General features: G+C 59.8%; 9 protein-coding genes. 5 read left to right on the top strand and 4 right to left on the bottom strand.

Going from position 1 to position 12,083, the window contains the following annotated elements; all coding sequences use genetic code 11:
• Nucleotides 1–18: 18 nt before the first annotated feature.
• The 4 genes from D109_RS0103515 to D109_RS0103500 all read left to right on the top strand — a co-directional run bounded on the left by D109_RS0103515 (nt 19) and on the right by D109_RS0103500 (nt 3,744).
• Nucleotides 19–1,395, top strand: a complete 1,377-nt coding sequence (locus D109_RS0103515) for an L-serine ammonia-lyase (protein ID WP_003220047.1) — start codon at nt 19–21, stop codon at nt 1,393–1,395.
• Nucleotides 1,396–1,434: 39 nt separating this feature from the next.
• A complete protein-coding gene (gcvT, locus tag D109_RS0103510; RefSeq protein ID WP_017475697.1) occupies nt 1,435–2,559 on the top strand; it encodes a glycine cleavage system aminomethyltransferase GcvT in 1,125 nt (374 codons plus the stop codon).
• Between the two features lie 388 nt (nt 2,560–2,947).
• The gene (locus D109_RS0103505) at nt 2,948–3,160 is read left to right on the top strand and encodes a cold-shock protein (RefSeq protein ID WP_017475696.1); all 213 of its coding nucleotides are present in this window, start codon (nt 2,948–2,950) and stop codon (nt 3,158–3,160) included.
• A 95-nt stretch (nt 3,161–3,255) separates the two neighbouring features.
• Complete coding sequence (locus D109_RS0103500; protein WP_017475695.1) at nt 3,256–3,744, top strand: RDD family protein; 489 nt, start codon at nt 3,256–3,258, stop codon at nt 3,742–3,744.
• A 754-nt stretch (nt 3,745–4,498) separates the two neighbouring features.
• Here D109_RS0103500 and nadA read toward each other — a convergent pair.
• The 3 genes from nadA to D109_RS0103485 form a co-directional block, all read right to left on the bottom strand.
• Nucleotides 4,499–5,557 (bottom strand): quinolinate synthase NadA, encoded by a 1,059-nt coding sequence (gene nadA / locus D109_RS0103495; protein WP_003209852.1) that lies wholly within the window; start codon nt 5,555–5,557, stop codon nt 4,499–4,501.
• Between the two features lie 219 nt (nt 5,558–5,776).
• Nucleotides 5,777–7,348: a lactate dehydrogenase gene (locus D109_RS0103490; RefSeq protein WP_256219470.1), complete on the bottom strand. Its 1,572-nt coding sequence runs from the start codon at nt 7,346–7,348 to the stop codon at nt 5,777–5,779.
• 128 nt (nt 7,349–7,476) lie between these two features.
• Nucleotides 7,477–8,763: an OmpP1/FadL family transporter gene (locus tag D109_RS0103485; protein WP_017475693.1), complete on the bottom strand. Its 1,287-nt coding sequence runs from the start codon at nt 8,761–8,763 to the stop codon at nt 7,477–7,479.
• 359 nt (nt 8,764–9,122) lie between these two features.
• Between D109_RS0103485 and D109_RS0103480 the strand changes: the two genes are divergently transcribed.
• Nucleotides 9,123–11,081, top strand: coding sequence for a PAS domain-containing sensor histidine kinase (locus D109_RS0103480; protein ID WP_017475692.1), 1,959 nt, complete (start codon nt 9,123–9,125; stop codon nt 11,079–11,081).
• Here the strand turns inward: D109_RS0103480 and D109_RS0103475 are convergent.
• Nucleotides 11,078–11,986 (bottom strand): LysR family transcriptional regulator, encoded by a 909-nt coding sequence (locus tag D109_RS0103475; protein ID WP_017475691.1) that lies wholly within the window; start codon nt 11,984–11,986, stop codon nt 11,078–11,080. The two genes, D109_RS0103480 and D109_RS0103475, sit on opposite strands and share 4 nt — an antisense overlap.
• Nucleotides 11,987–12,083: the final 97 nt, after the last annotated feature.

Here is a 12,083-nt window from a genome sequence, read left to right as displayed (position 1 = left end):
AGAAACCGGAGAACAACCATGTCTTTAAGCGTGTTCGACCTGTTCAAGATTGGCATCGGCCCCTCCAGCTCCCACACCGTCGGCCCGATGCGCGCTGCCGCTCGATTCGTCGAGGGACTGAAGCGCGACAACCTGTTGGGCGCCACCACCTGCGTCAAGGTGGAACTCTACGGTTCCCTCGGCGCCACCGGCAAAGGCCACGGCAGTGACAAGGCTGTATTGCTGGGCCTGGAAGGCGAACACCCGGACACCGTGAACACTGAAACCGTTGCCGCCCGCCTGTTGGAAATTCGCGGCAACGCACGCTTGAACCTGCTCGGCGAACACAGCATTGCGTTCAATGAGAAAGAACACCTGGCGATGATTCGCAAACCCCTGCCCTATCATCCCAACGGCATGATCTTCCGCGCTTTCGACGCCGCCGGCCTGCAGATTCGCAGCCGCGAGTACTACTCGGTGGGCGGCGGATTTGTGGTGGATGAAGACGCCGCCGGCCACGACCGTATCGTCGAAGACGCCACGCCCCTGACCTTCCCGTTCAAAAGTGCCAAGGACTTGCTCGGCCATTGCGCCACCTATGGGCTGTCCATCAGCCAGGTGATGCTGACCAATGAAAGCGCCTGGCGCCCGGAAGCGGAAACCCGCGCCGGCCTGCTGAAAATCTGGCAGGTGATGCAGGACTGCGTGGACGCGGGCTGTCGCAACGAAGGGATTTTGCCCGGCGGCCTGAAGGTCAAGCGACGCGCCGCCGCGCTGCATCGCCAACTGTGCAAGCACCCGGAATCGGCGCTGCGTGACCCGTTGTCGGTACTGGATTGGGTCAACCTCTACGCCCTGGCGGTCAACGAAGAAAACGCCAATGGCGGGCGCGTGGTGACTGCGCCCACCAACGGTGCAGCCGGGATTGTGCCGGCGGTGTTGCACTACTACATGCGCTTTATCCCAGGGGCCAGCGAAGACGGCGTGGTGCGTTTCCTGCTCACCGCCGCGGCCATCGGCATTCTGTACAAGGAAAACGCCTCGATCTCCGGCGCCGAAGTCGGCTGCCAGGGGGAAGTCGGCGTGGCCTGCTCCATGGCCGCCGGCGCCCTGTGCGAAGTGTTGGGCGGTACGGTTTCCCAGGTGGAGAACGCCGCCGAGATCGGCATGGAACACAACCTCGGCCTGACCTGCGACCCCATCGGCGGCTTGGTGCAGGTGCCCTGCATCGAGCGCAACGCCATGGGTTCGGTCAAGGCCATCAATGCGGTGCGCATGGCCCTGCGCGGCGACGGGCAACACTTCGTGTCCCTCGACAAGGTCATCCGCACCATGCGCCAGACCGGCGCCGACATGAAAAGCAAATACAAGGAAACCGCCCGTGGCGGTTTGGCGGTCAACATTATCGAGTGCTGACGCCCACCCGCGCGTCCGCACGTTTTTCAGGAGCTGAATATGTCCACCGAAACCCTGTTGAAAACCCCATTGCACGCCCTGCACATCGAGCTGGGCGCGCGCATGGTGCCCTTCGCCGGCTACGACATGCCGGTGCAATACCCGCTGGGCGTGATGAAGGAACACCTGCACACCCGTGAACAGGCCGGGTTGTTCGATGTGTCGCACATGGGCCAGATCCGCCTGACCGGCGCCGGTGCCGCAAAAGCCCTGGAAACCCTGGTGCCGGTGGACATCATCGACCTGCCGGTGGGCATGCAGCGCTATGCGATGTTCACCAACGAGCAAGGCGGCATCCTGGATGACCTGATGGTCGCCAACCTGGGTAACGACGAACTGTTCCTGGTGGTCAACGCCGCCTGCAAGGACCAGGACTTGGCCCACCTGCGCCAGCACATCGGTGACCAGTGCACCATCGAGCCGCTGTTCGAGGAACGCGCCCTGCTGGCCCTGCAAGGCCCGGCCGCGGTCAGCGTGCTGGCGCGCCTGGCACCGGAGGTCAAGCACATGACCTTCATGCAATTCGCACCGACCCGCCTGCTGGGTGTGGACTGCTACGTCAGCCGCTCGGGCTATACCGGCGAAGACGGCTTCGAAATCTCGGTGCCGGCCGCCAGTGCCGAAGCCCTGGCCCGCAGCCTGCTGGCCGAAACCGAAGTGCAGGCCATCGGCCTGGGCGCTCGCGACTCCCTGCGCCTGGAAGCCGGCCTGTGCCTCTACGGCCATGACATGAACACCGAGACCACGCCGATTGAAGCCAGCCTGTTGTGGGCGATTTCCAAGGCCCGTCGCGCGGATGGCGCACGTGCCGGCGGCTTCCCGGGTGCCGACGCAATCTTCACCCAGCAACAAACCGGTGTAAGCCGCAAACGCGTGGGCCTGTTGCCGCAGGAGCGGACACCGGTGCGTGAAGGCGCAGAAATCGTCGACGAACACGGTACCGTGATCGGTAGCGTCTGCAGCGGCGGTTTTGGCCCGAGCCTGGGTGGCCCGCTCGCCATGGGTTACCTGGACAGCGCATTCATCGCACTGGATACCGAAGTGTCTGCCTTGGTACGTGGGAAAAAGGTGCCACTTCGTGTAAGTAAAATGCCATTCGTGCCACAACGTTACTACCGTGGTTGATTGACTGTTCCTATAAGTAACGCGGTTGCGTTAACGTGCACTAATCTGTAACGCAACCGCCACATTAAAGTGCACTGTCGATAGTCAATGTTATGTTCCGTCACCTATAACAAGTGACGAATTCTATCGAATAAAGACGTTCCACATTGTGAACAGAACTGTAATGAACCCGAGCAAAACCTGGGCTTTTCCCGGGGCTTGTTTTTTCTGTCTTAGTTGTCGTAGAGTTTGCCCACTGTGTTTGCATGGGTCGCTTGGAACCTGGACCTGGGCAGTAGCCAAAGTTTGCTACAACCCGTTCGACGTCTCTTACTTTCCTGCAACCCAGCCCAGTACTCTTTCATGTGAAAGGGGCTGTCATTAATTTTTAGCGTCAAGGAAATAAGAAATGTCGAATCGTCAGAGCGGTACCGTCAAGTGGTTTAACGACGAAAAAGGGTTTGGTTTTATCACTCCAGAAAGCGGTCCGGATCTGTTCGTCCACTTCCGCGCTATTCAGGGCAACGGCTTCAAAAGCCTGAAAGAAGGCCAGAAAGTGACCTTCATCGCGGTGCAAGGCCAAAAAGGCATGCAAGCCGACGAAGTACAAGCAGAAGGCTGATCCTTGCTGCGACAAAAAGCCTCTGATATGACATCAGGGGCTTTTTTATGGGCGTTCTTCCGTAAAATGGCTTTTTTCCTGCCGAGAGCCATGCCATGTCGAAACACCTGCTGAGCCCCCAAGGCGAGTTTCCCGCCGTAGGCCTGGGCCGTCGTCTGGCAGCGATGTTCTATGACTTCCTGTTGTGCACGGCCCTGCTGATCGTCACGGCCTTTATCTACAAGCTGGTGTGGATGGGGTTTGTCGGGGAGGCCAAGTTACGGGCGCTGTCTGAATCCGGTGCGCTGGATGGTGATCCGCTGTTGTCGACGATTTTGTTTTTTGTGTTGTTTGGGTTTTTTGCCAAGTTTTGGACGCATTCGGGGCAGACCCTGGGGATGCAGGTTTGGGGGGTGCGGGTGCAGAACGCTGATGGGTCGCGGATTAGTCTGTGGCAGGCGTTGTTGCGGTTTGTGGTGTCGATTGCTTCGTGGTTGTGTCTGGGGCTTGGGTTTATCTGGTCGTTGTTCGACAAGCAGAAGCGTGGCTGGCACGACATCTACTCCGACACGCAGTTGGTGCGGGTTCCGAAGAAAAAGAAGTAGGTTTTTAGATTGGGGGCATATCCGTTGCTGCGGTGATGGCCGCTTATGGTTCCGCTCTTACAGCGGCTCACTTTTGAAAAGCGCAAAAGTAAGCAAAACGCTCTTGCCCCACCACTCGGCTCCTCGCCTAGGCTCGGAGTGCCCTCACTCCGGCTTTGGACCGTGGGCCGCCGCGATGGGCCATCCTTGGCCCAGCGCGGCTAACCCGGCGTCCTGCCGGGTTACCCACGCTCCAAAGCCTGCGTTCGGCCAGCGTGGTTTAACAGGGCGCCTAAGATCAAGATCAAAAGCAAGAGCACAGCGGCCTACCGGCCGGCTTGAGTGTTGAAGAGCACAATCAAAAGCTAAAGCGGGCACGCTCCCACAGAAAAGCAGCTCTGCTTCCGCTCTGGATCTTGCCTCTGCTTTTAACACTCAAGCCGGCCGGGAGGCCGCTGTGCTTTTGCTTTTGATCTGCGGGCCCCGTTAACCACGATGGCCGCAAGTAGGCACGGTGGAGCGGGTAAATCGGCAAGGATGCCGATTTAGCCGCGCCGGGCCATGGATGGCCCGTCGCGGCGGCCCGCGGAACCGGGCCGGAGTGCGGGCATGCCGAGCCTAAGCGAGGCACCGAGTGGTGGGGCAAAGACCTTTTGGTTACTTTTGGCTGGGCCGGCATTCCGGGCGTTTGCCAAAAGTGACCCGCTGTAAGAGCGGAACCATAAGCGGCCGTTACCGCAGCAACGGATATGTACACAAACCAACCCACCGCAAATCAGGCATTCCCCGCCAACCTCAACCGAGCCGCCTGAGTAAAATCCAACATCCGCTTCAGCGGCCTAACCGCCTGCGGAATCACCGAAGGCTCAACAAAAATCTCATTACTCCCCTCGCGCAAACACTGCAGCGTACGTTCCAGGGTATTCATCGCCATCCAGGGACAATGCGCACAACTGCGACACGCCGCCCCATTCCCGGCCGTCGGCGCCTCGACAAACACCTTGTCCGGGCACAGCTGCTGCATCTTGTAGAAGATGCCCCGATCGGTAGCCACGATAAACGTCTTGTTCGGCAACCGCTGCGCCGCCGCGATCAACTGGCTGGTCGACCCCACCGCATCCGCCAACTCGATTACCGAAGTAGGCGACTCCGGGTGCACCAGAATCGCTGCGTCCGGGTACAACGCCTTCATGTCCTCCAACTGCTTGGACTTGAACTCCTCGTGAACGATGCACGCACCGTCCCACAGCAGCATGTCCGCCCCCGTCTGGCGCTGGATATAGGTACCCAGATGCTTGTCCGGCCCCCAGATAATGGTCTCGCCGTTATCCATCAGGCTTTCGACAATCTCCAACGCACAACTGGAGGTGACCACCCAATCAGCCCGGGCTTTCACCGCTGCCGACGTGTTGGCATAAACCACCACCGTGCGCTCAGGGTGCTGATCACAGAACGCCGAAAACTCATCCACCGGGCAGCCAAGGTCCAGGGAGCAGGTGGCTTCCAGTGTCGGCATCAGGATGCGTTTTTCAGGCGTGAGGATCTTGGCCGTCTCGCCCATGAAGCGCACGCCCGCCACCAATACGGTCTTGGCCGGGTGCGCCGCGCCGAAGCGGGCCATTTCCAGGGAGTCGGAGACACAGCCACCGGTTTCTTCGGCCAGGGCCTGAATCACCGGATCGCAGTAGAAGTGCGCCACCAGCACCGCGTCCTGAGCCTTGAGCTCGGCGGCGATGGCGGCACGGTAGCCCGCCTCTTCTTCGGCGCTCAGCACCTTGGGCTGCTTGGCGTCGAGGTGGGCTTGGACCAGAAGGCGTTCGGAAATTTGCGTCATGTTCGCAAGACCTGCAGGCGCAGTTGCGCGAAAGTCGAGTGTACCACCGGCTCTGGAGCCCTTCGGGCGCCGCCGGACGAAGTGATTGTGTTCATCAAGCACGGTGAAGCTGCGCAAGGCTACAGAATATCGAATGGTTTCAAAAGCCTAATCTGGGATTCGGCGAGGCATAAAAAAGGGAAACCCGGCCAGGGGTTTCCCTTTTTTACAACGACCGGTTTAACGGGCCAAAACGGTGGGGTCGTCTTGCAGCAACACCCACTGATGCATGTTCGCCAGCGCATCCTTCAGGATGGTTTCATCGGCGCCCTGGGCCTTCTTGCCTTCCCGCGCCGCGTACTCCAGCAACACCAGGTAGTCGCGATGGCTGCTGGCCTGGTTCGGCGCCACGCTGTCTTTAACCAATATCCCCATCTCATAGCGCTGGGTGCGGGTGTTCTGGCTGGCGCTCTGGTCCACGGAGGCGTTGGTCAGGAGGCCGTCCTTGTAGGTGATATTCGCCGCGCTGCTGGCCTTGTCGTCGACCTGCACGTAGAGGTAGTTCTGCGACTCGCGCTGGGTGTCGAAAGACGGTGGCTTGCCGCCATTGAGCGCCAAATGAAAACGGGCTTTGAGAGTTGATTGCTGGACCTGGTCGACCGTGCGATTCGAGAGGTCATTGCCTCCCACACGCGTCTTCTGGGACACCTCATAGGCAAACGTGTCGGTTTCCATAAGACGGGACGGGTTCGGTAACGTGGCCGTCTGGCGGATGGAGGCCTTGAAATCTGCGAGACCGGTGAGCAGGCCTTGATCCGCCGCACTCCGGGTCAGTGGCTGCGGTGCCTTGATGCCCTGTGGGTAGTTGCTGTTCATGGCGGTAAACGCGTCCTTGAACATCGCCATCAGGTCAGCGTCGGCTTTGCCCCGCGCCTGGGCCTTGTCGAACTGGGCCAGGTAGCTTTTCAGCGCGATTGCCTGTTGCTTGGCATTACCGATAATGCCGGCGTTTTTCAGGTCGACCGAAAGATTCACCTCCCCCGCCGGGCCACTCATCCGCGTCGTACGGCTCTGGCTGTCCGCATGGAATGCAAGGGTGAGGTCCTCAGCCTTGCGTACTTTCAATTTGCCGCTGAGGTCCACCGAGGACAACACACTGGAATCAAACTGCGTCAGCTTGCTCAGCTCGAGTTTCGGCGGCTGGGCGGCCAGGCCGTCGATAGCCCCCTGGAACGCTTCGCCCAACTTGGCGACTTCCTTGAGCTCGGCGGCGCTGAGGGTGCCGCCGTCCACCTTGGCCTGCGCGGCCAGGCCACTGGACTGGCTGGCCAGACTGAAGGTGACGGTCTTGCCGCTGGCAGTCTTGACGGTGAGGCTGACCAGGTTGTCTGCCTTGCTGTGCAGCAACGCCTGTTGAATCTTGAGCTCGTCGGGGCTTTGGGTCTTGGACGAAGTGGTGCTCAGCGCCGACTGGGAAATGTCGGTACCGCTCTTCGCAAATTGCTCGATCAGGGTAGCGCCCAGGCCGCTGAAGCCCGTGCCTCTGGGCAGCACATAGAAATTCGTGTTGATCGCTTTAGTGACCGCATAGTAGCTGTCACTTTCCCAGGCGTTGATCGACCCATGGCCGGGCAATTGGCCGTTACGGGAATAGGTGTCGGCTTGAACATCCACCGTGACATTGCCAAGGCTGACCACCGAGGAAGGACGCACGGCAGTGGCGTCCGTTTCTGGCGTCAGCGTCGCTGGCGGCGCAACGGCGGGTCGATTGATAAGGGGAATGGCGGAGCTGATCGGCGAAAGCGTAGTCATGACGATCCCTGTCTTGAGCTGAATTACGCCTAATTTAACCAAGACAGGCAGAGTTTGGTAGCACGATCGATACAATTGCTAGCAAAGAGCCATGTCAGAAAAATGACTCTTTGCCCTGTTTCGGTGCATCAGAAGCGGTAAGTTACCGAACCACCAAAACCGTTGGCGCTGTTTTCATACTTGGCGTCGTAGGTCAGGCCCAAGGCGGGCTGGCTCTGGCGCACCTTGATCGGTTCTTCCTTGAGGTAGGAATAGGCCACGTCAAAGGTTACGTTTTCGATTGGCGTCCACCCGGCACCGAGGCTGAATACGGTGCGGTCACCCGTCGGAATCCGCACGGAACGGTCGGTGTTGTTGGTTGGCGTCTGGTCCACCGAGAACCCGGTACGCAGCACCAGTTGCTTATTGACCCGATACGCCGCGCCAATGGCGTGGGACCAGGTGTCATGCCAGTTCTGCTGTTCGGTGATTGAATTCAAACCGCCGAACTGGGCGGCCAAAGCGGACACACCGTCGTTGTTGATGGTGATCTTCTTCAACTGGCTCCAGCGCGTGTAAGTGCTGCCCAGGTACAAGGTCCAGTCATCGTTCAGTTGATGGGTAACCGAGAAGTCCACCGACGAGGGTGTGGTGACATTGAGGCTGGCGTCATAGCGTTGCGGGCCGCCATCAAAGGCATCGGAAATCAGGCCGGAAGCGTTGGTCTTGCCGCTGAGGTGGTAGACCACTTGCGAGTGATAAGTCAGGCCAATGCGCGTGCTTTCCAGCGGCTGTACCAGGATACCCGCATTGAAACCGGTGGCGGTGTCGTCCCCCTTGACCTTGACCTTCTCGCCGGCGCCCCCCCCGAGCGGCACGTTGGAATCCAGTTCACCCGAGATCCGGTTGAAGGTAGGACCGAAACCCACCGAGACCTTGTCGTTGAAGGCATAACTGACCGTCGGCTGGACGGTAATGACCTTGATCTCGCTTTTATTGCCAAAGCCATTGCCCTGAAAGCTGCGCTCATAGTCGGTTTCCAGGCCGAACGGCGCGTAGATCCCCAGGCCGAACGCCCAGTGTTCATCAATCGGCGTCACCAGGTAGCCCATCGGTACGGCAATGCCCGGCACCATGTCGCCCTTGTCGGTGCCGGGGTTGTTGGCACCCAATTGCGAGGAGCTGGCATTCTTGATATTCGAACTGGCATCCAGGTAGGTCGCCCCGATGCTCACTTCATTCTGCTTGAGGCGGGCCATGCCGGCCGGGTTGCCGTACACCGTGCTGGCGTCATCGGCGGAAGAGGAACGCCCGGCGTAACCGGTACCCATTGAACTGATGCTTTGTTCATTGAGGGCGAAACCACCCGCAAGCAGGGAAGTGGAGGCGAGCGAAATCGACAGCGCCAAAGCGCTCTTGAAGAGTTTTTTATTCATTATTAGAACTCGAATTGTTGGGCAGCGAGAGGAAGCTACCAATCTTCGAGCGGGCAAATTATGAAGAGTTTTTCATGGGAAAAATTGTCCGACAATCTTAGCTTTTTCAAAGACTTCGACGGTTTTCCCGGCACTTATTCAGACCCGAAAACCCGAATATGACTGATGGGTTTTAAGCCCGGTCCTTCCGCTTGCAGCATGGCGAGCGGTGGTCCCCGAATAAGTGTCAAGTCGCTGGTGGTATAGGTGTCGTAATGACATGATGGCGGCCATTTAACACGCGCGGCCGCACTCAAATGAATAGCACTATCGGGAAGGGCTCCGATACAAATAGCCCACCTGAATCTGGCGAGAGTGATTTGTCCGCCGCGGGCCTCACTCACAGTGAAGCCTTCACTGAGCGCGTGCTTGCCAGCATCAATGACTGCATCAAGGTGCTGGACTTGGACGCCCGTCTGACCTTCATGAGCGAAGGCGGCAAGCAGATCATGGAAGTCAGCGACTTCAATGCGATTCGCGGCTGCCCCTGGCCGGACTTCTGGCAGGACCAGGGCAATCTCGACGCCAAGGCCGCCGTAGAGGCCGCCAAGGCCGGGCGCAACGCCAGCTTTGTCGGCGCCGCCAACACCCTGGCCGGCAACCTGAAATGGTGGCACGTGAACGTCAGCCCGATCATGGGCAGTAACGGCCTGCCGGAAAAAATCCTCTGCGTGTCCCGGGACATCACGCCCCTGCGCGAAGCCGAAGAGTCCCTGCGCAAACTCAACGAGTCCTTGGAACAGCGGGTGATCGAACGCACCCGCGACCGCGACCGTATCTGGCGCCTGTCGCCGGACCTGATGCTGGTGGCGCAACTCGATGGTGTGATCTCCGCCGTGAACCCGGCCTGGACACGCATGCTCGGCCACACCGAACACGACCTGGTGGGCAGCCAATTGCTGGCCCTGGTTCACCCCGACGACCTGGCCGTCTCATCCTCGGCGGTCAGCCGCTTGGGGGATGGCAAGAACTTCCCCAACTTCAAGAACCGTTACCGTCACCAGGACGGCAGCTACCGCATGATCGCCTGGACGGCCGTGCCCGACAGCGACTACATCCATGCGGTGGGCCGCGACATCCAGGCCGAAGAAGAAGCCAAGGAAGCCTTGCGCCTGTCGGAGGATGCCCGGCGCCAGTCGCAGAAACTGGAAGCCATCGGCCAGCTGACTGGCGGTGTCGCACACGACTTCAATAACCTGCTGACGGTGATCAAGTCCTGCGCCGACTTGCTCAAGCCGCCCGCCCTCAGCGAGGCGCGGCGCGTGAAATACGTGGAAGCCATCGCCAGCACCGTCGACCGCGCAGCCCGCCTGACCGCCCAGTTACTCACGTTCGCTCGCCGCCAGGCCTTGCGGCCAGAAGTGTTCAACGTCGGCGAAAGTGTGAAGCGAGTGGGCGAGATGATGGACAGCCTGACCGGTTCACGGGTCAAGGTCAGCATCCAGGTGCCTGACGATGCCTGCTTTATCAACGCCGATGAAAGCCAGTTCGATACCGCGCTGGTCAATATGGTGGTCAACGCCCGCGACGCCATGGCCGGTCATGGGCATTTGACGATCACCGTTTCGACGGCAAACTGGTTGCCTTCGGTTCGCGCTCATCCGGTACGCGTCGCCGAATACGTGACCATCGAGCTGGCCGACACCGGCTCGGGTATCCCGCCGGAAAAACTCGACGCGATCTTTGAGCCCTTCTACACCACCAAGGGCATCGGCCAGGGCACCGGTTTGGGTTTGTCCCAGGTGTACGGCTTCGCCAAGCAGTCGGGCGGTGAAATCCTGGTGCAGAGCGAGTGCGGCACTGGCAGCCAGTTCACCCTGTACCTGCCCAAGGTCGAGCCAAGTACCCTACCGGTTCTTCAAGACACCAGCGCCACGCCCATCGTCTCAAGCTTGTGCGTGCTGATGGTCGAAGACAACGCCGATGTCGGCCTGTATACCTCGCAAACCCTGGAACAAATGGGCTTTCACGTCCTCTGGGTGCCGGATGCCAACAGTGCGCTGGAAGCCCTGGCCCCCAACCCGGAAAGTTTTCAGGTGGTGTTCTCCGACATCTCCATGCCCGGCATGAGCGGCCTGGAGTTGCTGGACGCAATCGAGGCCCTGTATCCGTGGCTGCCGGTGGTGCTCACCACTGGCTACAACGACGAGTACGCGCGTATCGCTCAGGAAGAGGCCAGCCGTTTTGTCTTGCTGCAGAAGCCGTACTCCACCGAGGCCCTGGCCCTGCTGCTGCAAAAAGTCGTCAAGAGTCGCCTGACCCTGATCGCTCAAGGCTAAACCGCAGGCTGGGCCGCGCTGTCTGGTACATTGCCCATCTCCAGGGCCAAGTCCAGCCAGGCCCGCGCTGCCGGGGGCAGATGCGCCTGTCGCCGCCAGGCCAGGGCGATGTGCCAATCGGTCTGGGGCTCGTCCAGTTGGATCAGGGCAATACCGGCATGCAGGTGTTTGTAAGCCAGCATGCTCGGCAAAAACGCGACCCCCAAGCCTGCGGCCACCAGGTCGACGATAAAGTCGATCTGGGCGCTGCGGGCGGTGACGCGTGGGACTACGCCTCTGCGCTCGCAGGCCGTGAGAATAATCCGGTTAAGCGCAAATCCAGCCTCGAACAGAATGAAGGGCGAGTCGGCCAGATCGGAAAAATCGACGCTTTTGCGCCCGGCCAATGGATGGTCGATCGGCATCACCACCATCAGCGGCTCGACGCGGACATCCTGATATTCAAATTCACCCGCCACCGGTACCAGCAACGCGGCCAGGTCCACCTCCCCGGCCTCCAGGCATTCGCCCAACTTCTTGCTGCCGTGCTCGATCAGCTCGATCTCGATCTCCGGATAACGCTGTCGATACAACGCAAACATCGCCGCAAACAGCACGCCGCTGCCCACCGGCGGCAAGCCAATGCGCAATACACCGCGCTTGAGCCCCAGCAGGTCGTTGATCTCGGCCACCAGGTCACTGCGCTCGGCCAGCAACACCAGAGCGCGGCGATAGGCAATTTCGCCAGCGGCCGTCAGCTCGCTCTTGTGGCCGATGCGATTGAACAGCGGCGTGCCCAACTCATCTTCCAGGGTCTTGACCGCCTTACTGACGGTAGACTGAGTGAGCGAAACCACCTCGGCCGCCTGTGAGAAGCTGCCCTGGCGCACCACTTCGACAAAGGCCAACAACGTGCGAAGGTTCATGAGTATTCCATTTGCGACTTGAATCAAGTTGGAAAAGTTGTTTTTACCATGAAAGGCGTTTGTCTATGCTCACCCCACCGTTTTTCTTCACTCGGGG

Source organism: Pseudomonas sp. PAMC 26793, assembly GCF_000313235.1.
Lineage (GTDB): Bacteria > Pseudomonadota > Gammaproteobacteria > Pseudomonadales > Pseudomonadaceae > Aquipseudomonas > Aquipseudomonas yamanorum.
Note: the sequence above shows the minus strand (reverse complement) of the source record. Positions and strands in the feature narration are given on the sequence as shown.

Excerpts from the sequence above, each read along its gene's own strand:
- D109_RS0103515 (WP_003220047.1), top strand. The coding sequence starts at position 19 with ATGTCTTTAAGCGTGTTCGACCTGTTCAAGATTGGCATCGGCCCCTCC.
- gcvT (WP_017475697.1), top strand. The coding sequence starts at position 1,435 with ATGTCCACCGAAACCCTGTTGAAAACCCCATTGCACGCCCTGCACATC.
- D109_RS0103505 (WP_017475696.1), top strand. The coding sequence starts at position 2,948 with ATGTCGAATCGTCAGAGCGGTACCGTCAAGTGGTTTAACGACGAAAAA.
- D109_RS0103500 (WP_017475695.1), top strand. The coding sequence starts at position 3,256 with ATGTCGAAACACCTGCTGAGCCCCCAAGGCGAGTTTCCCGCCGTAGGC.
- nadA (WP_003209852.1), bottom strand. The coding sequence starts at position 5,557 with ATGACGCAAATTTCCGAACGCCTTCTGGTCCAAGCCCACCTCGACGCC.
- D109_RS0103490 (WP_256219470.1), bottom strand. The coding sequence starts at position 7,348 with ATGACTACGCTTTCGCCGATCAGCTCCGCCATTCCCCTTATCAATCGA.
- D109_RS0103485 (WP_017475693.1), bottom strand. The coding sequence starts at position 8,763 with ATGAATAAAAAACTCTTCAAGAGCGCTTTGGCGCTGTCGATTTCGCTC.
- D109_RS0103475 (WP_017475691.1), bottom strand. The coding sequence starts at position 11,986 with ATGAACCTTCGCACGTTGTTGGCCTTTGTCGAAGTGGTGCGCCAGGGC.